Genomic DNA, 22,849 nt, shown 5'->3' with positions numbered 1-22,849 from the left:
AGTCAGAAAACTTATTCAGCTTCGATGCTGATAAATTTACGATTTTGAGGACCTTTAACTTCAAATTTAACTTTTCCGTCCGCTAAAGCGTACAGAGTGTGGTCACGGCCACAACCTACGTTGTTACCTGCGTGGAACTTAGTACCACGTTGACGAACGATGATGCTACCTGCTAATACAGCTTCGCCACCGAAACGTTTTACACCCAGACGTTTTGCTTCTGAATCGCGACCGTTACGAGTCGAGCCGCCAGCCTTTTTGTGTGCCATTAATCTGCTCTCCTAAATCTTAAGCGATGCCAGTGATCTTAACATCAGTGAACCACTGACGGTGACCCTGTTGTTTACGGCTGTGTTTACGACGACGGAATTTGACGATCTTAACTTTATCGCCACGACCGTGTGCAACCACTTCCGCTTTCACTTTTACGCCTTCAACGACAGGAGCGCCAATTTTGATATCGTCGCCATTAGCAACCATCAGAACGTGATCAAATTCAACAGTTTCACCTGTTGCGATGTCCAGCTTTTCTAGGCGGACAGTTTGACCTTCGCTAACTCGGTGTTGTTTACCACCACTTTGGAAAACCGCGTACATATTAACTCCGCTTTCCGCGTACTCGCTAAATAATTTAATTCCAGAGTACGCTATAAAATATTCACAATAGGGCGCGAATTCTACGCAAAAAAGCGTCAGAACACAAGCCAATAATGCAGTTAGATCACAAAAAAACCGACTTTTTTATTCCATGCACAGGTTAGCCGCTAAATTATGATGAATAACTCGAATTGTTACTTATTTAAACATTTTTTGCATTACAACTAATTATCTTAGAAATATTAATGTTATGCTTACAGGATAACTGTTTTATTGGCGGCACCTTTTTTTAGCAACAGGTGACGGCTAAAATCTTATAATATGAATAAATTACGATGAATTTAGAATCTATTGTTGAACTAACTACAGAGGATATGTCAGCGGTTAACGAGGCAATCCTCAGTCAATTGAATTCAGACGTTGCGCTCATTAACCAGCTTGGTTATTACATTGTTAGCGGTGGTGGGAAAAGGATCCGTCCAATGATCGCAGTGCTGGCAGGACGATCTCTTGGCTATTCCGGGCATAAACATATTCAAGTTGCTGCCCTGATCGAGTTTATCCATACAGCCACTTTATTACATGATGATGTGGTCGACGAATCGGATATGCGCCGTGGCAAACAAACTGCCAATGCTGTTTTCGGCAATGCGGCAAGCGTACTGGTAGGAGACTTTATTTATACTCGATCCTTCCAGATGATGACGGATCTTGACTCTATGCGCGTATTGAAGTTGATGTCAGAAGCCACAAACGTCATCGCAGAAGGTGAAGTTTTACAGCTAATGAACTGTAACGATCCGAACATTACTGAAGAAAACTATATGCAAGTGATCTACAGTAAAACAGCCCGCTTATTTGAAGCTGCTGCACATGCTTCGGCGATTTTAGCCTCTGCAACTCCCGAGCAAGAGAAAGCCTTACAGGACTATGGCCGTTATTTAGGTACAGCCTTTCAATTGATTGATGATCTGTTAGATTATGATGCCGATAATACGCAACTCGGTAAAAATACGGGTGATGATCTTGATGAAGGGAAACCAACGCTTCCTCTTCTGCATGCAATGAATCATGGCACTGAAGAAGAAGCTAAATTGATCCGCCAAGCGATCGAGCAAGGTAATGGTCGTCATCTGCTAGAGACAGTACTCGCTACCATGAAACGTTGTGGCTCGCTCGAGTATACTTATACCCGCGCACAGGAAGAGTCGCAAAAAGCCATTGATGCCTTAAGTGTTCTCGATGATTCAATATACAAAGAAGCGCTTATCGGTCTTGCTAACGTCGCGATTTCACGTCATTCATAGTTCTCTATGCCATTAGGGGATGAAATTATTCTTCCCCTTTTTCTTCTTGTTCTATTCGAGCGAGCAATGATGATAAACCATAGCGCAAAATATATTTAACGATTTTATTGCGCTCAGCCTCTGTCAGTTGGTAATACGCGCCCGTCCATATTTGTAAAGCATCCATCCTTTGGCTTTGATACCCCACAGAGGGTTCCGCAAGACTCAGTTGACCCTGTATTTCTCCAGGCAAGCTATCTAAATGATATTCTACAGCTTTACCTTGAACACCACGCTTACGACGATTTTTCCATCCTTCCCTTCTCGCCATTAAATTAACGCCTTGGGGGGAAGTTGGTAAGCCTTCTAAACCTGCTAATTCTTTCGCAGTGAACCACATTTTTTTCATATTATCTCTTTCGAATTTATATGATGAAATCTGCCGTTGAGGCTATATCTAGAACTATATCTCTACCTTGTTAACAAAGAATTAATTGAGCTTAAATATAAGTATTCTTCATTAATTAATTACATCAGACCTCTTTTTAAGGTAGGTCATTTTTTATTTATTAAATCCACTAATGCTATTACCCCTTCGCGCATAATAAATGCCAAAATGGCGCTGCGCTCTTCCGGTGAAAGCTGGTAATATATTTCCTGCCAAATAAATGCATTATCATTATGTTTTACTTGATATAATGCAGGCGTCTCATAAACAGAAAAGGAATCAAATAAACCTTCAGGTAAACTATGAATATGATATTCCAACGCCTTTCCTTGAATACCTCGCCGTTTGCGGCATAGCCAGTTTTCCCGACGAGCCATCGCATTTATCCCCTGAGTTGTCATTGGCAGTCCCTTTAAACCAACTAACTCTTTCGCTGTTAACCACTCTTTTTGCATACTTGACCCTCCTGGTCATTATTTACAATTCAATAATAATTGCTGAAAAATGTGCTTATTTTCTCAATAACCTTATTCTCATTTGTTTTTATTAAAACTTATTATTAATTAATATATGAGTTATACATGTAAAGTGTATTTTAATTTCTTTTAATAACAACAAATTGAGTTGAAATCAGCATACAATTCTCTTTTTTTGCTGAATAATATTTATATATTATTAGTAGTTATAACTATAATCATTAATATGCCATTTCCCTCAGATAACTATAAGTAGTTAGTTTTTATTTTCAATATGTTAGATGTACCCACAAATATATTTGCTAACGGTTTCTAATATTTCACAAAAATAGAATCCCTTTCATAAAACTGAATTTTTAGAAAAAATTAGAAATATTTTTGGGAAATTTCTGTTATTTTATTTCCAATAACAGGACGATTGCAGTGAATGTATCACAAAGTCCTGTTAGATGTACTACTAACTCTACATGATTCTGAGTAAAAAAAGGACTAAAAAATGATCTTACGGAAATCGGATTGGCATCCAGCAGATATAATTGCCGCATTACGTAAACGCGGAACAACTCTAGCAGCAATATCTCGACATGCGGGTTTAAGCTCTTCCACACTGGCGAACGCTTTATCTCGCCCTTGGCCAAAAGGAGAATGGATTATTGCAAATTTTCTTGAAATCCACCCATCAGAAATATGGCCAAGCCGCTATTTTAATCCCATTACAGGTGAATTATTAGAAAGAAAGATAAGAGAAAAAGTATCAACATCACGCTAAAAACCAATAAAAAAAACCGCTGACCCAATTCGTTAGGAGCAGCGGTTTTCTTAAAATTCAGTAAAAAACTGAGCGACAATTAGCCGTTAATGAATTTTTCGCCTAGTTCGATATCTTTTTTCAGTACATCTAGCATATCTTTCAGTGCTTTTTGTTCAAAATCACTTAATTTACCGTAAGAGATGTGCTCTTCAATCCCGTTTTTGCCTAAACGAACGGGTTGAGCAAAGAAACGGGCATGTTCACCTTCGCCTTCAGTATAAACACACTCGATCACGTTAGGTTCACCTTGCAGACCGCGGATCAGAGAGAGGCCGAGACGTGCAGCTGCTTGACCCATAGACAGGGTTGCAGATCCACCACCTGCTTTTGCTTCAACAACTTCAGTACCTGCGTTTTGAATACGCTTAGTCAGTGCAGCAATTTCCTCTTCGGTGAACTCAACACCTGGAACTTGAGATAATAAAGGTAGGATCGTGACGCCTGAGTGACCACCAATGACAGGCACTTCGATTTCATGAGGTTTCTTACCTTTCAGTTCTGCAACGAAAGTATTCGAACGGATAATATCCAGCGTTGTCACACCAAACAGACGGTTTTTATCATACACACCTGCTTTTTTCAGTACTTCAGCAGCAATAGCCACTGTCGTGTTAACAGGGTTAGTAATGATACCGATCAAGGCTTTTGGACAGGTTGTCGCAATTTGTTGAGTCAAATTACGAATAATACCAGCGTTAACATTAAACAGGTCTGAACGATCCATACCTGGTTTACGAGCAACACCAGCTGAGATCAGTACAACATCGGCACCTTTCAGTGCAGGGGTCGCATCTTCACCTGAAAAACCAACCACTTTTACATCAGTTGGGATATGGCTAAGGTCTGCAGCAACACCCGGAGTTACTGGTGCGATATCGTATAGAGAGAGTTCTGAACCTGCTGGAAGCTGGTTTTTAAGAAGAAGGGCCAGAGCTTGACCAATACCACCTGCTGCGCCTAGAACTGCAACTTTCATTCTGAAACTCCTTTATTTGTACTTTAAAAAGTATATGGATTCATCTTGTTATGCATTAAACACATTACTGATAAAAAACAATTCATTAACAGATGTTGAAGCATATTAAAGTTAATACGCTTACGTACTCATTTTATCTATTCTAAACAAAATCCTTATCTGTTAATGAGATAAGGGGCACTTTTTTAACAAATAGTTTTTATCACTATTGACCTTTACATAATAAATAGTTTTTACGGATTTGTTACAAATAATACATTAGCGCATTTTTTTCTGTGCGAATTGAGTGTTTCACGCTAAAACCATCTCCGTATTGAGTGCTCGATTCATAAAGGCAGATCGTTCCTGTACACGAAACCATCATAACGCAATTTTGTTGCATAAAAATTCACATTTACGGATAATACAACTTAATTTATTGTCATAGGATGGGTTAATTATGCGTACACCGTCTAAACAAGAAGACTTGGTTAAAGCTTTTAAAGCTCTACTTAAAGAAGAAAAATTTAGCTCTCAGGCTGAAATTGTGATCGCACTGCAAGAGCAAGGCTTTGAAAATATCAACCAATCAAAAATTTCCAGAATGTTAACTAAGTTCGGTGCCGTTCGTACTCGTAACGCTAAAATGGAAATGGTTTACTGTTTACCTACTGAACCCGGTGTTCCTACTGCCACCAGCCCACTAAAAAACCTTGTACTTGATATTGATTACAATCACTCTGTTGTTGTGATTAGAACCAGCCCAGGTGCAGCGCAGCTGATCGCACGTTTACTGGATTCTTTGGGGAAAGCGGAGGGTATTTTAGGTAGCATTGCGGGTGACGATACTATTTTTTCTACGCCAGCGAATAATTTCACCACTAAAGAGCTTTATGAAGCGATCCTTGCGCTTTTTGATCAAGAACTCTAAGACTGTTGTCACTCAGGCGGGAAGCCTCTCGCCCCTTCTTTCACATCGATGCGGTCACTGTAGTCGTCAATTCTGACCTTATCTCATGACCGCCCGATAATCATCTGCAATAAAAAAGCAGCTTCAGAAGTGACTCAACCAATGAAACACTTTCGTTAAGCTGCCTTTTTTATTAAGGCTTATTTTAATTTTCGCCTTCGGCTTCGGATTTCTTTTTAAGTCCCGCAAGCAATTTACCGTGGATATCACCAAAACCACCATTACTCATGACCAAAATATGATCACCTGGCTGTGCGGTCTCAATCACCATGTTCGCTAACGCTTCAATATCAGAACTCCAACGTGCAGGTTGCACACAATTTTCAGCGATTTCTGTCACCATCCAAGGAATATTCGCAGGTTGGAAGAGAAACACTTCATCAGCACGGCCTAATGATGGTGCAATATCGTTTTTACTGATCCCCATCTTCATGGTATTTGAGCGAGGCTCAAGTACCGCAATAATCCGTGAAGTACCGCCAACTTTACTGCGTAACGCTTCTAAGGTCGCTAAGATTGCCGTTGGGTGATGAGCAAAATCATCGTAAACACTCACGCCATATTCAACACCCCGTAACTCTAAACGACGACGCGCGTTAATAAACTTATGTAATGCTCGACACGCTTCTGCTGCGGGAACACCAACATGATGTGCGGCTGCAATCGCCATTAACGCATTATGGATGTTATGGTTGCCGACTTGTGACCAAATAACGTCGCCCACTTTTTCTTGTTGGTAGAAAACTTCAAAATGGCTTCCATCATGGTTTAATTTATTAGCTTGCCACTCTCCATGTTCACCAATAAATTCTTGTTCACTCCAGCACCCCATTCCAATAACCTGTTTCAGATTTGAGTCATTATCGGGCATAAAAATTTTGCCGTTACTCGGCACAATGCGGACGAGATGGTGGAATTGCTTTTGGATAGCTTCAAGGTTGTCGAAAATATCAGCGTGATCAAATTCGAGATTATTCAACACTAAGGTTCTTGGGCTGTAATGAACGAATTTCGAGCGTTTATCAAAAAATGCACAATCGTATTCATCCGCTTCAATCACAAAGAAAGGACTTTCTCCAATTTGAGCAGAGGCCTCAAAGTTTCCAGGTACACCGCCGATCAGAAAGCCGGGCTTATAACCACAATCTTCTAATATCCATGTTAACATGCCCGCTGTGGTTGTTTTACCGTGTGTTCCTGCTACGGCAAGCACCCAGCGCTCGGGTAAAACATGGTCATGTAACCACTGAGGGCCCGATGTGTAAGTTAGGCCTTTTTCTAATACCGCTTCTACACAAGGGTTACCGCGTGTCATCGCATTACCGATAACAACCATATCCGGTGCAGGTTCAAGCTGGCTAGGGTCATAGCCCTGAATGAGTTCAATGCCTTGTTTTTCTAGCAATGTACTCATCGGAGGGTACACGTTTGCATCGGAGCCTGTCACTTTATGCCCGAGCGAACGAGCCAGTATTGCCAAACTACCCATAAACGTACCGCAGATACCCAGAATATGTATGTGCATTATTTTCCATCCAATAGCATGAGGTTTATCATTATTCTACCCATCAATGTTAGGTTTATATAGACCAAAAATTCGAATTCTTACCACAACAAAAAATGCAGAGTATTCCCAAAATCATTCAAGCGACAACACGCGGCAAGCAACAACAATTTTAAGGGGGCATACGCAAGTATGTGACACAGGTAACAAAACTCAGCCCATAACGCTGCGATAGCAAGTATGAAGGGTATAGATAAACTCCCCGCGCAAGGGTACAATTCCCCCCTGCAAACCTCTGTCAATTATATTCAGGACCTTCGTCATGAAAACATTAGGCGAATTCATCGTCGATAAGCAACAAGATTTTCCTCATGCAACAGGAGAGCTGACCGCACTACTGTCAGCAATTAAACTGGGCGCTAAAATTATCCATCGTGATATTAACAAAGCTGGACTGGTCGACATTCTAGGCACAAGTGGTGTTTCGAATGTACAAGGTGAAGTCCAGATGAAGCTTGACCTGTATGCAAATGAAAAATTAAAAGCAGCTTTGAAAGCTCGCGGGGAAGTTGCCGGTATTGCCTCTGAAGAAGAAGATGAAATCGTCATTTTCGAAGGTGATCGTGCAGAAAACGCGAAATATGTCGTATTAATGGATCCATTAGATGGTTCTTCTAATATCGATGTAAACGTTTCCGTCGGAACAATCTTCTCTATTTACCATCGTATTACCCCAATTGGTCAGCCTGTGACTGAAGCCGACTTCTTGCAACCAGGCCATCGCCAAGTGGCTGCTGGCTACGTCGTTTATGGCTCATCCACTATGTTGGTTTATACGACTGGTTGTGGTGTTCATGCCTTTACCTATGATCCATCACTTGGCGTATTCTGCCTGTCTCACGAAAAAGTGATGTATCCAGCGGAAGGCAAAATGTATTCAATCAACGAGGGTAACTACATTAAGTTCCCTATGGGGGTTAAGAAATACATTAAGTACTGCCAAGAACAAGACGAAGCAACAGGTCGTCCATACACGACGCGCTATATTGGTTCACTCGTTGCAGACTTCCACCGTAACTTGCTCAAGGGAGGTATTTATATCTACCCAAGCACAGCGAGCCACCCAAATGGTAAATTGCGTTTACTATACGAATGCAACCCAATTGCCTTCCTTGCTGAACAAGCAGGTGGTAAGGCTAGCAATGGTCGTGACCGTATTTTAGATATCGAACCAAGTGAGCTTCACCAACGCGTACCCTTTTTTGTCGGTACCGCATCGATGGTGGAAAAAGCAGAATCATTCATGCGTGAGTTCCCTGACGCTGAATAACTTGATTTCTTACGCTAAGGCGGGGGTTATCCCGCCTTTTTTGTTCTCTTTATTCAGCTTTTTTTTATGAATAGCTTACCAACTAGTGAGTTTTGTCCCTCTTTACGGCTATAATACCCCCCACGCTATGGACCAAAATAGGTTAGATTGTTTGGATATGATCTAATATATTGATGGACATATTAGTTTTTAACATAAAGGATACTTTTTCATGGGCCTGAACAATGTACCGGCAGGTAAAGATCTGCCAGAAGATATCTACGTTATCATCGAAATCCCTGCTAATGCAGATCCTATCAAATATGAAGTTGATAAAGACTCTGGCGCTCTGTTTGTAGATCGTTTTATGTCTACAGCGATGTTCTATCCATGTAACTATGGTTACATCAATCACACGCTGTCTTTAGATGGTGATCCTGTTGATGTGTTGGTACCAACACCTTATCCATTACAACCAGGTTCCGTTATTCGCTGCCGTCCAGTTGGTGTGCTGAAAATGACAGATGAGTCTGGTGAAGATGCTAAATTAGTGGCAGTACCGCACACTAAACTAAGCAAAGAATACGATCACATTAAAGACGTAAACGATCTGCCTGAATTGCTACGTGCACAGATCACCCATTTCTTTGAACACTACAAAGATCTCGAAAAAGGCAAATGGGTTAAAGTTGATGGTTGGGATAATGCTGAAGCGGCTAAAGCTGAAATTATCTCTTCTTTCGAACGCGCAGCTAAAAAATAATTCCCTTTTCTGGGGAAATGAAAGGTGCTAACGGTAACGTGAGCACCTTTTTTGTGGATATGAACAAACAAAAATGCCGGCAACGATGACGTATACCGGCATTTAACTACTCTTCTTCTTCGTGGCGCTTGAGCCAATCACCAGACTTAATTTTGCGTAAGCCTTCAACAGAATGCCGATACAGGTAAATCCAAGCATTACCATATGGCGTAGGGATTAACTCACGGACATAGTCTTGCGAATTTTTCTTTAATTCGTCTAATTCAGTCAGAATAGACGGATTGATGCGATAAACTTCGCATTCAATCACACCTTCACCTTTAATAACCGCTGGATAATAGCCAAGGTCATAAAGCTCATAGCCTTCTAAGCTATGCTCTCCTAGCAACTGAGCATAAGTCATCCAGTGATGATTCCCTTGCTTGCGCCTTAAACTGCCATAAACAATTACACGCATATTTTAAAACTCAAATTGATAAAGAAGATCCAAGGCCTGATTGACACCAGACACTGCTTCCAAATATAACTTCGGCATTAATCGATAACGTAACGTTAACGTTGCCAATGAATCAAATATACCAACACCATACTTAATTTGTAGGTCGTTAGTAATTTTTCCACTCACCACGACTTGAGATTTATCACCAACCCCTTGCGTATCGAGTGCCAAATCAGAGACTCCAAATGTTTCGCCAATTTTACCGACAAGTTGGCCACTTTGCGCAACGCCGAGTCCAATTAGCATCGATGTCATTTGTGAACCATTAGCATCTCCGCTTTCTAATCCTTCCCCGCGTAGCAGATAGGATAAAGCTTCTTGCTGTGTTTTGGCTGGCTCAGAGAATATCTCGACTTTTGGCTTGTCTGCAAGTCCTGTGACCTTAACACCTGCAATAACATTATCGGCAGTGTTATCTGGATTACGAATTGCTTCTAAGTTCAAGAATGGTTGATCCGCAGGTCCCGAGAACTGTATCTGACCTTTACGTACGATCAGATCCTGTCCATAAGCGCGGAAACGCCCCGATGGAATATCGATCTGTCCATTAAGGCTCAGACCTTGTTTGTTTTGTAATACCTTTAACATCCCCGTCAAACGGGCTTTCAGACCAAAAGCATCCAACTGAACATCATTACCAATCTTAATATCCAAGTTAGTTTGAATTGGAATTGGCGTGCTGGTTTTATCGATAGGTTTCAAGTCGCTATCTAACATAACCACATCTGAAGAAGCACCAACGGCAGATTCTGGTAGCTCTTGTACCGTAATCCTCGCCCATGGAATTGTCACGCTACCATTTAATGTCAGTAACGTCGGTGACGCTTCAAACACAATATCAGGCTGTACATCAACTTTAACCATTGGAGGCATGGAAACACGTAAGTTATTACCGACTGCCATCACTTTCGCTCGCCATGCATCAACTTTACGCCAATCTGCATCACCGCTGATATTGAGATAACCTTCTGGCGTATTGATTTGCCCTGTCATTACGGAACTCGTGCCATTAAAGGCAATTCCTAGGTTACCGCTTTTAATATCAAACGGAATCAATGATGATTTGATTTCCAAACCGGAAAGCGCCAAGTTACCGTTGAGCAATGGATTATTTGCCGTTCCCCCAAGGCGTAAGTTGGCATTTAAATCCCCATTTGCGACTTCTTTTTCACCTAATAATGGCTTAATCAGCGCTAATGTAATGCGATTGATCTCAACATTACCTGAAAGCTGACGTCTCTTTTCTAGATCCGCAATTTGTACACTGCCTTTCAATTGACCATTATTGGCGATTTTGAATAACCAATCCAAATTGGCTTTACCATTTTTCAACGCCGCACTTAACGTCAAGGTATCAAACTCTAGCGGTATCCAAGTACCATCAACTAACTGAACGGCTTTAACACCATCGCCTTTGAGATCCACTTTCGCTTGTGGCAAGCTACCATCATCTTTCCAAATAACATTTGCCTTACCACTAAACACACCGCGAACACGTGTTTCATCCGTGAGGAAGGGTTTCAACATTGCAAGATCAAAACGTTCTAGCACAATATCCGCGCTACCGTTTTTACCTGCTTTAATTGGTTTTGGCACACAAAGGCGCGCATTGATATTCACCCAGCAATGGGTACCAATCGTCACTTCTTGAGTTTGATTTGCATAATCAAGAGCCATGGCCTTGCTGAGTTTCCATTCACCAACGGGGGTTTCAAACAAGGTATTATTCAGGTTGCCTTTCCAAACCTCCGTTTGGCGATCAAACCCACCTGCTAATGTTAGATGGCCAGAGACGGGTTCCCCACTCACATCCAGCTTTAAGGTATGTTGCTTTTCGCTACCTTTCGCATCCAAAGTTAAGCGACTGATGACGAGGTCAGCTTGTTTTAACTGGCGAACAACGACGGATAAGTCACCTTTGATCTGTTCACCTGAAGCCACTTTACCTTTGATAACAACATTATCGACAGACAGCTCTTTTTGCCATCTTACGCCACGAGCTGTTAAATCCGCCAATATTTCAGGCGCTTGCAGGTCACCTCGTAATTTAACATCACCGATAATCACCCCACCAAGGCCCGGCAATATGCCATCTAATCCCGGCGCATTGATTTTCGTGTCTAAATTCCATTTATCTGATAGGTTTCCTTTAACATCAAGGTGGTTTTTTCCGAGTGAAAGTTTCAGCGCTGGAATATTCCACTGTCCAGCAGCATTACCAGTCGCCTCACCTCGCGCTTTCAGTAAGTTATTCTTAACATTACCATCTAACGTAATTTCAGGTATTTGTAACTGCCAGCTGCCACCATAAAGGCTACCCCGGGTCGCAATCTTACCATCGACTTTTGCAGGCCATTCCGGCCATTGCTTAGCCGTATTGATACCTGATAAGGTCAATACGGCATTCCAACTGATTGCTTTGCTCCAATCAGCGACACCCGTAATATCAGCATTACCCTGTAAAGCCGCTAATCGCAGACGAGTAATATTGACTTGCTCTTCATTCCCTTTCGCATCCAACATCAATGTGGATGGTGGAATTTCCTGCCCAGTTATCGCTGAGCGAAGAGATAAATCATAAGCAGAAGGTCGGCCATTCAAACGTAAACGTGTACCATCAAGTTGATATTGAGCATCACCCACTAATGGCCAACTCAGTTTCTGGCTTTCTAACGTTAACTGAATAGGCAAGTCAGCTTGGGCAAGGTCGGCTTGAGCCGCTAAGGTTGCGTTCACCGGTCCACTTAAGTTCAGTGCGAGTTTTAGCTCCTCAAGTAACCCACCTTTGAGTGATAAATCGACTTTTTGACCATCAAAGTCTTCTAGACGGCTTTCCCCAGTAATCGACAGAGAAACAGGCCATTTATCAGCTAATGTTGCTGTTCCCGATAAGGCAAGGTGACCTTGGGGCGAATCAACCGTAAATTTCTTCAGTAGGACATTTTGCCCATCATTTGAAAGCGTTAAATTCAAGCTATTGATCACAACGTCCGTCGCGCCTGTTAGCTGTAAATTCGAACCGTTGATCCCTTCAACATTTAAATCGACAGGAAGGATCACTTCCGGTAATTCCGCCAGTAATGGTTTAGCGAACAGTTCCTTCAGCGTTTCGCCAATCGATTTTTCTTCACCAACAGGAACTTCTGTCACGGGTTCATCTGGCTGCGGTTCTTCGCTTACTGGCAGATTAATCGCTAAATTAATCACATCCGTGGGTGCTAATATCAGTGCTTTTTGCTGCCAGTGAATACCTGTCTTAAACTTTTCGAGGTCAATCGCCATCCCATCAACATTAACTTTGGTTGATGTTAATTGTAATTGATTGAGATTAATCGTGAGTGGTGCATTCAATTCGGTTAATGGCTCAGAAGGCGGCGTTTCTTCTGAAGGAGGCATTTTTGAGGTATCAACATTGACGATAACATTTTCAGTCGAAAGATCATCAATGCAAAGCTCGCGACTAGTCAAACAGCCTAAACGTAATGCAAGATGCAGTTTTTCTGCATCAACATCGACGCCCGGCATTTGGTATTTTACCCCAGCCAAGGTCAGATTATTGATATCCCCATCAATAGAGCGGATCTCTAGCCCAGGTACAAAACGTGTCGCACTATTAAGTGCAAAATGGAGGCCTGATTGCGTACCCAATACCCAACTTAGTGCGGCAACAATCAAGATCAATACAAGTAAAACGGCAAGAGCTGTCCATTTTAACCACTTCATCCATTTCATAGTTCAGTCCCCAAGCCGATATAAAATTGTATTTTATTATTATCAGGATCCCCGATCGGGGTCGCTAGGTCGAATTTTATTGGTCCTACCGGAGAAACCCAGCGGACACCAACACCAGCCCCCGTTTTAAAATCACTTTTCTTAATATCGTTAACGGCTTCACCACTATCAATAAACACAGCACCCCACCAGTTACCCGTGAAGTTATAATCGTATTCAATGGAACCCACGACCAGTTTAGATGCCCCTGTTAGTTTACCTTTGCTATCCTCTGGTGAGATTTTTTGGTAACCATAACCACGTACACTGCCATCACCACCGGCAAAGAAACGTAAGTCTGGTGGCACCTTGTCAAAATTATTCGTTTCAATCCACCCTAAATTTCCTCTGAATACAAAACGATGGCCTTCCCATGGGGAGCGGATCCACACTTGCTTAGTTTGCAATACAAGAAAATCGATATCGGAACCCCAAATTTCATTCGAATAATCAATAGAGTAACGCTGACTGTCCCCCCAACTTGGCATCACACCACCACGTTGGCGAATTCGGCTAACATTAGCCCCAGGATAAAGCAACATCGTGGTATTCGTGACATCCGCTTGGGTAAAGTGGCTCAACATCCAACGCATGTTCACGCCATATTGCCAGCCGCTGGAATAATCCCAATTACGTGACACGTTTAGGGTCGTCGTATCGGACTCTGTGTCGTTTAAGTCAGTACGTTTATACCCCCCTTGAACCGCATAATATTGTTCTAAAGGATTGGCTTTAAGGGGGATCTTATAGCTGGCATCAATAATCTGTTCAGGCTGCGATAAACTGATATTTGAGGTAATACTTTGCCCTCGCGAGTTTACCCAAGGCCTATTCCATGTTGCTTTAACACGAGGACCAACGTCAGTGGCATAACCACCACCTAATTCAACGAAGTTTTTTGCACGAGGAACCATCACCCCTTCCATTGGCAACAGGTCAGTGTGCTCTTCCCGAGCTTTAGCGATATTGGGAGTCACAATGGCGGAAGTAAACCAACCCGTTTCCACTAATCGGCGGTTAAATTCGGCCAGTTGTTCTGAAGTGTAATATTCACCTTCTTTAAAAGGCGCGAGGTTGTTCAGATAATCAGTGCGGATTTGAGAACCTTCATAGGAAATGTCACCAAATCGGTAACGCTCACCACTATTAAAGTCAAAGTCCCAATAAGAGGCATGGTGATCAAGTGATATGCCTAGTTGGCTTTTCTCCATGATCGCATCAAAATAACCTTTACGGATCGCAAGCCCACTAAATTTACCTTTAAAGCTTTCATATTCGCCATCATTCTGGATCGTACCGATCTTAGGTGTGTTATTTTTTATCATTTTTGCATAGTCAGGGTCGTTTTTAGCTCCCCCTTCTAATGTAATATTAACACCTTGTACTCGAACAGGTTCGCCCAGTGTGACTTTCGCCGTTAATACGGAACGTGCTGGTGGCTTATTTTCTTGATAAGTGAACTCAATTTTAGGCTGATAGTATCCAAGTGGTTTCAGACCTTCCTCGATTGCTTTTGTGACACGAGCACGAAAGCGACCATTAGGCACCACTTCATCCTGAGAAATATTAGAAAGCTGAACACGGACGTTCTGATTAGGTTGCCCTTCAAGTCCTTCAATATTAAGGCGTAGATTTGCGCTATACGCAGCAGGAACTGTCGCCATTAAGGTTAGAAAACAGATGATAGGGTATTTTGACACGCCCGCTCCTAAGATCATTGATAATTTGACTAAACACTTCATATCAATTTATTTTGAGTAAAATAAACTCTAGATACAAGTTTTTATCCTAATTTTTACCGAAAATGCACATTACCACACATAGGAATCTGTTATGTCTTCTAATAAATTACAACCCGTGAGTATTTCGCAAGCGCTACCCGGTAGAGAAACCGCCATTCCCCATTCACCATACCATGCGGTGAACCAGTATTCGATTGATAATATTCCGAAGAATGCTGAAGTTGCCTATTTTGCGATGGGTTGTTTTTGGGGCGCTGAGCGCTTGTTTTGGCAGCAGTCCGGCGTTTATTCCACCTCTGTTGGCTATAGTGGAGGGATTACCCCAAACCCAACCTATGAAGAAGTTTGCACAGGACTGACAGGCCATACCGAGATTGTTAGAGTGGTCTTTGATCCACAGACTATCCGCTATACTGATCTATTAACTCTGTTTTGGGAAAACCATGATCCAGCCCAAGGCATGCGTCAAGGCGGTGATATTGGCACACAATATCGTTCAGCCCTCTATACCGTTTCTGATTCACAATTACAGCAAGCACGAGAGACACGAGCGGCTTATCAACAAGCGATGGTTGCTCAAAATGATACTCGCCAAATCACCACAGAAATCGCACCATTAGAAACCTTTTATTTTGCGGAAGATTACCACCAACAATACCTCCATAAAAATCCAGCAGGCTATTGTGGATTAGGAGGAACTGGAATTTGTTTACCGCCACAGAACATAAACTAGGCAGAAAATTTAACCTAATGCTATAATAACGTCACTAACCCAATTTTGCGCACCTCCGCGCTATTTTATCTCTGTAGTAGAAAGAGTTGCCTTCAGGGGATCCTCCATAAAGGGTCAGATGTTCCTGAAGGTAATATTTGGATAATTTATGCTTAATAGTTTACTGATCGTTCTTTTATTATGTGCAATTAGCGCATTTTTTTCGTTGTCAGAAATTTCACTGGCAGCTTCTCGTCGTATCAAACTCAAGTTAATGGCCGATGAGGGCAACATTAATGCGGCACGAGTCCTGAAATTACAGGAAATGCCCGGTATGTTTTTTACTGTGGTTCAAATCGGCCTAAATGCGGTCGCCATCTTGGCAGGGATTGTCGGTGAATCTGCCTTTTCACCTGCATTACAAGACATTTTTATTAATTTCCTTTCTCCCGAGTGGGCACAACAAACTGCATCTATTCTGTCATTTACCATTGTCACCAGCCTATTTATTTTAGTGGCAGACTTAACCCCTAAACGTATTGGAATGGTAAAACCCGAAGCTATCGCTGTACGGATTGTTAACCCAATGCGTTTGTGTTTAACCCTACTCAGCCCACTAGTTTGGTTCTTCAATGGCCTTGCTAACTTGATTTTCAAAATTTTCAAGTTACCCACTGCGCGTAATGAAGATATCACTTCAGATGATATTTTTGCTGTTGTTGAAGCAGGCGCTGTTGCTGGCGTATTGCGTAAACAAGAGCATGAGTTGATTGAAAATGTCTTTGAACTGGAATCTCGCACGGTTCCATCGGCAATGACCCCGCGTGAAAGTATTATTTACTTTGATAAAGATGAATCCGAAGAGAGCATCAAACACAAAATTTCAACCGAGCCACACTCCAAATTTTTAGTGTGTAGCGGTGATATTGATCATGTCATTGGTTATGTTGACTCGAAGGTCCTATTAAACCGTGTATTGAATGGCCAAAGTCTTAATTTACAAGATGGTGTTCATATTCAAAATGCCTTAATGATCCCTGATACGCTCTCTTTGTCTGACACTCTTGAGGCCTTTAAAGCTAATGGCGTTGACTTTGCGGTGATCCTCAATGAATACGCTCTCGTTATGGGGCTGATCACAATTAATGATGTGATGATCACGTTAATGGGGGATCTTATCGGGCCAGGCCAAGAAGAGCAGATCATCTCACGAGATGAAAACTCATGGTTAGTTGAAGGCGGAACCCCTATTGAAGATGTGCAACGTATTTTGGATATTGATGAATTTCCTGACGTTAGCAACTATGAGACCATTGCTGGTTTTATGATGTATCGCTTAAGAAAAATGCCAAAGCGTACTGATTATGTCAAATATGCGGGGTATAAATTTGAAGTGGTTGATATTGATAACTACAAGATCGATCAATTACTTGTTACCCGAGTCACAACACCGCCAGCAGCCGTCGTGGTTCAAGCAGGAAAAAGTAACGTGGAAACGGCTAACGCAGAACAACCAACACAACAAACTAAGCATTAATGCTTTACAGCGAAGCCGTTTCGCTTAACGCGCCACTCTATGTGGCGCTGTTTTTAGCTCAATAGCAATTTGCTATTTAGGCTAACAGCAACTACCCCAACTCAGACTGTAGTACCAATACTTGTTTGTTCACCTCACTCATCACATTGTAGTGGCGCTTGTCGCCCACCTTTGGTGGTAAGATTTTGCCATAATTAAACTCAAAAGCCCCAAAGCCTTTGATGTAGATACGACCACGGAATAGCGTTTTAACGTAGAGTGCAATTTTGGATGGGTTATAACGGTTAAATATTTTCATTAGAACTTTTCCTTTCCTTTTGTCTTACGATACTCTTCACTCATACCGCTCGTTAATAATAGACCAGGAATATTTACTTTGGTTCGATTATTGCAGTTTTATTCAATTCATTTACAGAAAATGACACTACAAACATTCTGTCAATAACCTCAAAAACTTTGTAGTTATGCTAAATTTTGCAAAAATGTTAATTTTGGTTTCACAACTCATCGGATGAGCTATGCTATAACTGTAAGCACAACACATTTTTGTGATGGTTCATTTCTCGTTGATGCATCAAAATATAACAAAAGAGGTAATATAATGATTAAGAAGAGTTTTTTATTTGCTTGCCTACTAACCCTCTCCTCTACCGCCTTGGCAAGCCCAATCCAACTTAACCAATCCGTTCCCCCTGTTTCAGTGACTGATAAAGGTGAAATGCAATTAAGTCCTGATGGAAAATTTTCTTATCAAGAATGGAAAAGCCAACAGCTACCTGGAAAAGTTCGGACAATTCAACATATTGCGGGGCGCTCTTCAGCTAAAGAACTCAATGCACCACTGATTGAAGCGATCAAAAAAGCCCGCTTTCCTCATGATACCTATCAAACAACCTCAATTATTAATGCCGATGATGCCATTTTCGGCACCGGTGTTTTTGTGAGTAATAGCGTTGAGGATAGCAAGAAAGAGTTTCCTTACTCACAATTTATTGTTGATAGTGATGGTGTCGTTAAAAAAGCATGGAGCCTCACCCCTGAAAGCTCAGCGATTATCCTATTGAATAAAGAAGGAAAAGTACTGTATTTCAAAGATGGGGCACTGACTGAACCTGAAATTAATAAAGTGATAACCCTGATAAAAGCAGAACTAGGACAATAAATTTCACCCTCTCTAGTGCACGGAAATATTGCTGTCGTGCACATAGAGAATGGCATCGTATCGAGAGGCACAGATTTCCATACCAAGAGAGCGTTATTCTAAAGAAAGCGTATTACCTTTAAATTTACACGGTGAATAATTATTTGAAATATATTAATAACCAATCATTATGACCAATGTATTTTCACACAAAAACCGCCATTTTCACCATTCGTAAACGCTAATTTAAAATGATGTAATTCAGCGATACGTTTAACAATCGATAATCCTAATCCACTGCCCGTTTTTTCTTGCCCTGCTGGACGATAAAAACGTTCACCTAATCGCTTCAGCACCTCTAGCGGAACTCCCGCCCCATCATCCTTAATCGTTAGGTCATTATTATTTAATTCTATTTCAACTTTCCCACCCGTCTTCCCATAACGGATCGCATTATGCAGTATATTTCTCAGTAAGATAGCTAATAACAAACGTTGTCCTGTAAATGATGATGGTTCACTGAGCACACTGACATCAATGGTAACTTGTGCCGCCTTAGCCTCTAACTCAATGTCTTTAATTGATGACTGAATTAATGCAAGCCATGATAGCTGCTCAATATCGTCCAGTTGTGACAGTGATTCTAAGCGCGAAAGTGTCAGGAGTTGGTCAACAAGGCGTGTTGCTCTATCGATACCTTCGGATAAATTGGCCACCGCATGTTCGCGGATTGCTGAGTCTTGCCCTGCTATTTGCACGACTTCAGCCTGAACTTTAAGGGCGGCTAATGGGCTACGTAACTCATGTGCCGCATCGGAGGTAAATTGCCGTTCGCGGGCAAACATCGTCTGGATCCGTTCAAATAAGTGGTTAAGCGCATCTAACATAGGCTTAACTTCTGACGGCAAGCGTTCGACCTGAACCGACGTTAATTCATCTGGCCGCCGTTGATAGAGCTGAGTAGCCACTTGATGTAAGGGGCGTAATGCTCGGGTTAATAACCATAAAAATACAATCAACAGCGTCGGTAAAGCGATTAACCAAGGCAAAAACTGAGCAACCATAATGTCCATTGCCAGATCTTGCCGATACTCCCACTCTTGCCCTACTGCAATAATATATTGCCCTTCCGAAGACTTTAACCAGACAAAACGCCATTCATCATCACTCCCTTTAATTTTGCCTTCAGTAAAACCTTCCCGAGAAAAACTGAAGGGAATTTTACGCCCATTATCACCATCGTTGAGGACCATTTCGCCTTGAGGTGTAAAAATAGCGAATGCCAGTGCATCATCATCTTGATGACCCCGATTTTTACGTAAGATTTTTTTCGTTTTTGCTAATGACGTATTATTAAAGTCAAGGTCAGAAGGTAATACGGATAAGCGTTTGGCGAAAACCATTTGCTGGGTATCAAATAATTCATTAATGGTTTTATAGGTTTGATGCCATGCGAGTAAACTCGCGATACCCCATGTCATTAAGGCAAGTAACAGCAGTATCAGCGTTAGCTTTAAACGTAAACTAAAGGTTTTCATACCGCTTCACCTAAACGGTAACCAACACCATGAACCGTCCGGATAAAACCCGATCCTAATTTGCGGCGTAAATGATGAATATGCACCTCAACAGCATTGCTCGATACTTCTTCATCCCAGTTATATAATTTTTCCTCTATCATCGTTCGGGACAACACCTTATTTGGATTATGTAGAAATAGCGATAACAAGGATAACTCTTTGCTTTTTAATTCGATAAATTTACCATGACAAGTTACCGTCATCGCCACAGGATCCATTTCTACATCACCATGTTTGAGTATGGGTGATAACTGCCCGCTTCGCCGACGAATTAAAGCCTGTAACCGCGCGGCAACCTCAGCGAGGGCAAAAGGTTTACAGAGATAATCATCGGCACCTTGCTGTAACCCCTGAACACGCTGATCCAATGCATCTCTGGCAGTCAGTATGAGAACAGGCTCATCGCGCCCTTCTTGACGCCAATATTTCAAAATATCCATGCCGTCTAAACTCGGTAGAGAAAGATCGAGGATCACGGCATCGTATGGTGCATCAAGTAGCGCAACTTGCCCCTGTTTTCCATCAGTAAACCAATCAATGGTAAAGCCTAACTGGCTTAAGCCCACTTTTAAACCATCACCAATTAATCGGTCATCTTCTATCAGCAAAATACGCATGCTTCTCTCCTGTGTTAGCATATTATTATATTTATCCGATTCGTTTAGCGATGACCAGCTGTTATGGCCTAAATTTAAAATATATTTTTTTATGGGATTCCCTTAAGATCCTGTTAAGAATTTTTTGTTTTAATAGCTCCCGTAAACAAATTTTGGTAACCAAATGGAGAGGACCACTATGAAAACATTACCTTTAATTACCTTGATTGCGGCATTAGCTTCTGCACCAGTACTGGCTGTAAATGGTGGCTTTGATGGACCAGGTGCAACCCAAAATACCACCGCTCAAACTTCCCAATCAGGTGGTTTCACGGGACCAAGTAGTGGCGAAACCACTGTCGCTAAAGCATTAGATCTCTCTGATGATAGCTGGGTAATTCTGCGTGGTAATATCGTTAAACAGTTGGATCAGAAACATTATGAATTTACCGATGGTACAGGCACCATCAATCTTGAAATTAGTCCAAAAAGATGGAATGGCCTTAACGTAACGCCAAAAGATAAAGTGGAGATCCGCGGTAAAATTGACAAAGATTGGAACTCACGAGAAGTGGAAGTGAAACAGATCCAACTGATTAAATAACGTTGATTTGATAAGGTGGCTTGGCATCCAAGCTGCCTTATCTATCCTTTATTCCCTTCAATAGGGTGCAACTAGCATGATTTCCTATTTCGAGATATTGATGACAATGCTAGATTAACAGCTATCATCATTATGAAGGTCATATCATGTCGACTAAAATCCCTCAAGTTCGTAATATTCAAGAAACTTTGCTCTCTGATAATTGGTATACACTGAAGAAATACACTTATGAACTTCAGCGCCGTGATGGCAGTTGGCAACAACAAACCCGCGAATCCTATGATAGAGGAAATGGTGCGGTGATTTTGCTATACAATCGAGTGAAAAATACGATTGTACTGATCCGCCAGTTTCGTTTTCCTTTATATATTAATGGATACCAGCATTTACTCATCGAAGCCGCCGCTGGATTACTGGATAACGCCTCACCAGAACAACGTATACGTGCTGAAGCGGAAGAAGAAACCGGATTTCGTATTGAAAAAATTGAAAAAATTTTTGAAGCTTATATGAGCCCAGGCTCTGTAACTGAAAAACTGTATTTTTATATCGCAGAATATCATGACCAAGATCGAATTAGCTCAGGTGGTGGCCTTGCTGAAGAAGGTGAAGATATTGAGGTATTAGAGTGGCCATTTCCTAAAGCATTGGCCGCCATAAAAACGGGCGAAATTGTCGATGGTAAAACCATCATGCTTATTCAGCATCTTGCCTTAAATAATATTTTAACTCATTAAAAATAATGCTATTTATATTATTCTATTTTCCTTCTTGATTAGAATTAGGAAGGAAAATTAAATCGTGTTTATTTCTATTTATATTTTTTTATTTATTACGTTAATTTTCTATTTATTGATGTGTGGTTTGACCCATAATAAACAAAATAAATAGTTTATTTATTATCAATAAGTTACGTCACCATTTATTTTATTTTTTGTCATTCAAATAAATATCATCGGAAAACATCCTACCAATTCCTACAGTATTTATTTTAAATAGAATAGGATACAATAGTTGAATAGAATATTTATTCTAAAAGTACACTTATTTAGAGTTATCTTAATATGACTATTTGACAATATCTTTTGTTAAAAGTGCTTCATGTTTACCTATTAGCTTGTTTGTTCATCCATACAAAACTTAAGAGGTTAATAATATGATACGTTGTGTTCGTATGTGGACCGGTGAAGATGGTAATTCTCTGTTTGAAGAAGGCACGATTGAATTAAGTGGAGAAGCGAGAGGAGATAGCGAAACTCCTGCTATTGCCGTTAGTGAATTATCCTTCCGCGAAACCTCTTCAGGCGGGTCATGGGATTGGCACAAAGATCCTGTTCCACGTTATGTCATCACACTTACTGGTACTTTAGAGTTTGAAACCAAAGATGGTTCAACGTTTATTATTAAACCGGGTGATATTTTACTCGCCCAAGATAACACGGGAACCGGCCATAAATGGCGTTTAATCGGCGATGAACCATGGCGTCGCGCGTATGTTGTCTATCAAGAAGGCACTGAGCTGTGTTTTAAACCCTCTAAGTCTTAGGA

Annotated in this window: 23 protein-coding genes; 11 read left to right on the top strand and 12 right to left on the bottom strand. The window is 41.3% G+C overall.

Annotation, left to right across the window (positions count from 1 at the left end; translation table 11 throughout):
- Positions 1 to 11: 11 nt before the first annotated feature.
- A complete protein-coding gene (gene rpmA / locus O7C57_RS01995; protein WP_004915755.1) occupies positions 12 to 269 on the bottom strand; it encodes a 50S ribosomal protein L27 in 258 nt (85 codons plus the stop codon).
- A 19-nt stretch (positions 270 to 288) separates the two neighbouring features.
- Positions 289 to 597 carry a 50S ribosomal protein L21 gene (gene rplU, locus O7C57_RS01990; protein ID WP_004915752.1) on the bottom strand — a complete coding sequence of 103 codons (309 nt, stop codon included), beginning with the start codon at positions 595 to 597 and terminating at the stop codon, positions 289 to 291.
- 335 nt (positions 598 to 932) lie between these two features.
- Here rplU and ispB point away from each other — a divergent pair, with 335 nt between their 5' ends.
- A complete protein-coding gene (ispB, locus tag O7C57_RS01985) occupies positions 933 to 1,904 on the top strand; it encodes an octaprenyl diphosphate synthase (RefSeq protein ID WP_154622859.1) in 972 nt (323 codons plus the stop codon).
- Between the two features lie 25 nt (positions 1,905 to 1,929).
- Here ispB and O7C57_RS01980 read toward each other — a convergent pair whose 3' ends face one another.
- Together O7C57_RS01980 and O7C57_RS01975 are read right to left on the bottom strand one after the other, a co-directional pair.
- Positions 1,930 to 2,292 (bottom strand): DNA-binding protein, encoded by a 363-nt coding sequence (locus tag O7C57_RS01980; protein WP_154622860.1) that lies wholly within the window; start codon positions 2,290 to 2,292, stop codon positions 1,930 to 1,932.
- A gap of 146 nt (positions 2,293 to 2,438) precedes the next feature.
- Positions 2,439 to 2,786 carry a DNA-binding protein gene (locus O7C57_RS01975; RefSeq protein ID WP_154622861.1) on the bottom strand — a complete coding sequence of 116 codons (348 nt, stop codon included), beginning with the start codon at positions 2,784 to 2,786 and terminating at the stop codon, positions 2,439 to 2,441.
- Positions 2,787 to 3,303: 517 nt separating this feature from the next.
- On the opposite strand from O7C57_RS01975, the gene O7C57_RS01970 reads away from it, so the two are divergent.
- A complete protein-coding gene (locus O7C57_RS01970) occupies positions 3,304 to 3,576 on the top strand; it encodes a helix-turn-helix domain-containing protein (RefSeq protein WP_154624537.1) in 273 nt (90 codons plus the stop codon).
- A gap of 79 nt (positions 3,577 to 3,655) precedes the next feature.
- On the opposite strand, the gene mdh is transcribed toward O7C57_RS01970, so the two are convergent.
- The gene (gene mdh, locus O7C57_RS01965) at positions 3,656 to 4,594 is read right to left on the bottom strand and encodes a malate dehydrogenase (protein ID WP_154624536.1); all 939 of its coding nucleotides are present in this window, start codon (positions 4,592 to 4,594) and stop codon (positions 3,656 to 3,658) included.
- A gap of 439 nt (positions 4,595 to 5,033) precedes the next feature.
- On the opposite strand from mdh, the gene argR reads away from it, so the two are divergent.
- Positions 5,034 to 5,504, top strand: coding sequence for a transcriptional regulator ArgR (gene argR, locus O7C57_RS01960; protein WP_154624535.1), 471 nt, complete (start codon positions 5,034 to 5,036; stop codon positions 5,502 to 5,504).
- Between the two features lie 184 nt (positions 5,505 to 5,688).
- Here argR and mpl read toward each other — a convergent pair whose 3' ends face one another.
- A complete protein-coding gene (gene mpl / locus O7C57_RS01955; protein ID WP_154624534.1) occupies positions 5,689 to 7,068 on the bottom strand; it encodes a UDP-N-acetylmuramate:L-alanyl-gamma-D-glutamyl-meso-diaminopimelate ligase in 1,380 nt (459 codons plus the stop codon).
- A 301-nt stretch (positions 7,069 to 7,369) separates the two neighbouring features.
- Between mpl and fbp the strand changes: the two genes are divergently transcribed.
- Both fbp and ppa read left to right on the top strand, forming a co-directional pair.
- Entirely contained in the window at positions 7,370 to 8,377 is a 1,008-nt protein-coding gene (fbp, locus tag O7C57_RS01950; protein WP_154624533.1) for a class 1 fructose-bisphosphatase, read from the top strand.
- Between the two features lie 211 nt (positions 8,378 to 8,588).
- Complete coding sequence (ppa, locus tag O7C57_RS01945; protein WP_154624532.1) at positions 8,589 to 9,119, top strand: inorganic diphosphatase; 531 nt, start codon at positions 8,589 to 8,591, stop codon at positions 9,117 to 9,119.
- A gap of 106 nt (positions 9,120 to 9,225) precedes the next feature.
- Here the strand turns inward: ppa and O7C57_RS01940 are convergent, their stop codons facing one another.
- Genes O7C57_RS01940 through tamA form a run of 3 tightly spaced genes read right to left on the bottom strand, consistent with a single transcriptional unit; the run spans position 9,226 to position 15,089 of the window.
- Complete coding sequence (locus O7C57_RS01940) at positions 9,226 to 9,576, bottom strand: gamma-glutamylcyclotransferase family protein (protein WP_154624531.1); 351 nt, start codon at positions 9,574 to 9,576, stop codon at positions 9,226 to 9,228.
- A gap of 3 nt (positions 9,577 to 9,579) precedes the next feature.
- Positions 9,580 to 13,350 carry an autotransporter assembly complex protein TamB gene (tamB, locus tag O7C57_RS01935; protein WP_269723540.1) on the bottom strand — a complete coding sequence of 1,257 codons (3,771 nt, stop codon included), beginning with the start codon at positions 13,348 to 13,350 and terminating at the stop codon, positions 9,580 to 9,582.
- Positions 13,347 to 15,089 (bottom strand): autotransporter assembly complex protein TamA, encoded by a 1,743-nt coding sequence (gene tamA, locus O7C57_RS01930; RefSeq protein WP_163863204.1) that lies wholly within the window; start codon positions 15,087 to 15,089, stop codon positions 13,347 to 13,349. Before tamA ends, tamB begins: the two co-directional genes overlap by 4 nt.
- Positions 15,090 to 15,222: 133 nt before the next feature.
- Between tamA and msrA the strand changes: the two genes are divergently transcribed.
- Entirely contained in the window at positions 15,223 to 15,864 is a 642-nt protein-coding gene (gene msrA / locus O7C57_RS01925) for a peptide-methionine (S)-S-oxide reductase MsrA (protein WP_269723539.1), read from the top strand.
- Positions 15,865 to 16,012: 148 nt separating this feature from the next.
- The gene (locus O7C57_RS01920; RefSeq protein WP_154624528.1) at positions 16,013 to 17,380 is read left to right on the top strand and encodes a hemolysin family protein; all 1,368 of its coding nucleotides are present in this window, start codon (positions 16,013 to 16,015) and stop codon (positions 17,378 to 17,380) included.
- A 91-nt stretch (positions 17,381 to 17,471) separates the two neighbouring features.
- Here the strand turns inward: O7C57_RS01920 and O7C57_RS01915 are convergent, their stop codons facing one another.
- A complete protein-coding gene (locus O7C57_RS01915) occupies positions 17,472 to 17,678 on the bottom strand; it encodes a DUF1107 domain-containing protein (RefSeq protein WP_014657315.1) in 207 nt (68 codons plus the stop codon).
- A gap of 303 nt (positions 17,679 to 17,981) precedes the next feature.
- On the opposite strand from O7C57_RS01915, the gene O7C57_RS01910 reads away from it, so the two are divergent.
- On the top strand, positions 17,982 to 18,542 hold the full coding sequence (locus O7C57_RS01910; protein ID WP_269723538.1) for a YtfJ family protein: 561 nt from the start codon (positions 17,982 to 17,984) through the stop codon (positions 18,540 to 18,542).
- Between the two features lie 167 nt (positions 18,543 to 18,709).
- Here the strand turns inward: O7C57_RS01910 and qseC are convergent, their stop codons facing one another.
- Complete coding sequence (gene qseC / locus O7C57_RS01905) at positions 18,710 to 20,059, bottom strand: quorum sensing histidine kinase QseC (protein WP_163863211.1); 1,350 nt, start codon at positions 20,057 to 20,059, stop codon at positions 18,710 to 18,712.
- The gene (qseB, locus tag O7C57_RS01900; RefSeq protein ID WP_154624525.1) at positions 20,056 to 20,718 is read right to left on the bottom strand and encodes a quorum sensing response regulator transcription factor QseB; all 663 of its coding nucleotides are present in this window, start codon (positions 20,716 to 20,718) and stop codon (positions 20,056 to 20,058) included. The genes qseC and qseB overlap by 4 nt, the downstream gene beginning before the upstream one ends.
- A 178-nt stretch (positions 20,719 to 20,896) precedes the next feature.
- Between qseB and O7C57_RS01895 the strand changes: the two genes are divergently transcribed.
- The 3 genes from O7C57_RS01895 to O7C57_RS01885 all read left to right on the top strand — a co-directional run bounded on the left by O7C57_RS01895 (position 20,897) and on the right by O7C57_RS01885 (position 22,847).
- A complete protein-coding gene (locus O7C57_RS01895; RefSeq protein ID WP_154624524.1) occupies positions 20,897 to 21,301 on the top strand; it encodes a YgiW/YdeI family stress tolerance OB fold protein in 405 nt (134 codons plus the stop codon).
- 146 nt (positions 21,302 to 21,447) lie between these two features.
- Positions 21,448 to 22,038, top strand: a complete 591-nt coding sequence (locus O7C57_RS01890; RefSeq protein WP_163863213.1) for an NUDIX domain-containing protein — start codon at positions 21,448 to 21,450, stop codon at positions 22,036 to 22,038.
- 419 nt (positions 22,039 to 22,457) lie between these two features.
- Positions 22,458 to 22,847 carry a hypothetical protein gene (locus O7C57_RS01885; RefSeq protein ID WP_154623671.1) on the top strand — a complete coding sequence of 130 codons (390 nt, stop codon included), beginning with the start codon at positions 22,458 to 22,460 and terminating at the stop codon, positions 22,845 to 22,847.
- The last annotated feature ends 2 nt before the right edge of the window (positions 22,848 to 22,849 follow it).

The organism is Providencia sp. 21OH12SH02B-Prov (assembly GCF_027362595.1).
In the GTDB taxonomy this organism is placed as follows: domain Bacteria; phylum Pseudomonadota; class Gammaproteobacteria; order Enterobacterales; family Enterobacteriaceae; genus Providencia; species Providencia zhejiangensis.
This window is presented reverse-complemented; position numbering and strand designations above follow the sequence as displayed.

Coding starts and splice junctions, on each gene's coding strand:
- O7C57_RS01970 (WP_154624537.1), top strand. CDS start 3,304: ATGATCTTACGGAAATCGGATTGGCATCCAGCAGATATAATTGCCGCA.
- O7C57_RS01975 (WP_154622861.1), bottom strand. CDS start 2,786: ATGCAAAAAGAGTGGTTAACAGCGAAAGAGTTAGTTGGTTTAAAGGGA.
- O7C57_RS01885 (WP_154623671.1), top strand. CDS start 22,458: ATGATACGTTGTGTTCGTATGTGGACCGGTGAAGATGGTAATTCTCTG.
- O7C57_RS01910 (WP_269723538.1), top strand. CDS start 17,982: ATGATTAAGAAGAGTTTTTTATTTGCTTGCCTACTAACCCTCTCCTCT.
- O7C57_RS01920 (WP_154624528.1), top strand. CDS start 16,013: ATGCTTAATAGTTTACTGATCGTTCTTTTATTATGTGCAATTAGCGCA.
- mpl (WP_154624534.1), bottom strand. CDS start 7,068: ATGCACATACATATTCTGGGTATCTGCGGTACGTTTATGGGTAGTTTG.
- fbp (WP_154624533.1), top strand. CDS start 7,370: ATGAAAACATTAGGCGAATTCATCGTCGATAAGCAACAAGATTTTCCT.
- rplU (WP_004915752.1), bottom strand. CDS start 597: ATGTACGCGGTTTTCCAAAGTGGTGGTAAACAACACCGAGTTAGCGAA.
- mdh (WP_154624536.1), bottom strand. CDS start 4,594: ATGAAAGTTGCAGTTCTAGGCGCAGCAGGTGGTATTGGTCAAGCTCTG.
- O7C57_RS01890 (WP_163863213.1), top strand. CDS start 21,448: ATGTCGACTAAAATCCCTCAAGTTCGTAATATTCAAGAAACTTTGCTC.
- O7C57_RS01980 (WP_154622860.1), bottom strand. CDS start 2,292: ATGAAAAAAATGTGGTTCACTGCGAAAGAATTAGCAGGTTTAGAAGGC.
- ppa (WP_154624532.1), top strand. CDS start 8,589: ATGGGCCTGAACAATGTACCGGCAGGTAAAGATCTGCCAGAAGATATC.
- rpmA (WP_004915755.1), bottom strand. CDS start 269: ATGGCACACAAAAAGGCTGGCGGCTCGACTCGTAACGGTCGCGATTCA.
- msrA (WP_269723539.1), top strand. CDS start 15,223: ATGTCTTCTAATAAATTACAACCCGTGAGTATTTCGCAAGCGCTACCC.
- argR (WP_154624535.1), top strand. CDS start 5,034: ATGCGTACACCGTCTAAACAAGAAGACTTGGTTAAAGCTTTTAAAGCT.
- tamB (WP_269723540.1), bottom strand. CDS start 13,350: ATGAAATGGATGAAGTGGTTAAAATGGACAGCTCTTGCCGTTTTACTT.
- qseC (WP_163863211.1), bottom strand. CDS start 20,059: ATGAAAACCTTTAGTTTACGTTTAAAGCTAACGCTGATACTGCTGTTA.
- ispB (WP_154622859.1), top strand. CDS start 933: ATGAATTTAGAATCTATTGTTGAACTAACTACAGAGGATATGTCAGCG.
- O7C57_RS01895 (WP_154624524.1), top strand. CDS start 20,897: ATGAAAACATTACCTTTAATTACCTTGATTGCGGCATTAGCTTCTGCA.
- qseB (WP_154624525.1), bottom strand. CDS start 20,718: ATGCGTATTTTGCTGATAGAAGATGACCGATTAATTGGTGATGGTTTA.
- O7C57_RS01940 (WP_154624531.1), bottom strand. CDS start 9,576: ATGCGTGTAATTGTTTATGGCAGTTTAAGGCGCAAGCAAGGGAATCAT.
- O7C57_RS01915 (WP_014657315.1), bottom strand. CDS start 17,678: ATGAAAATATTTAACCGTTATAACCCATCCAAAATTGCACTCTACGTT.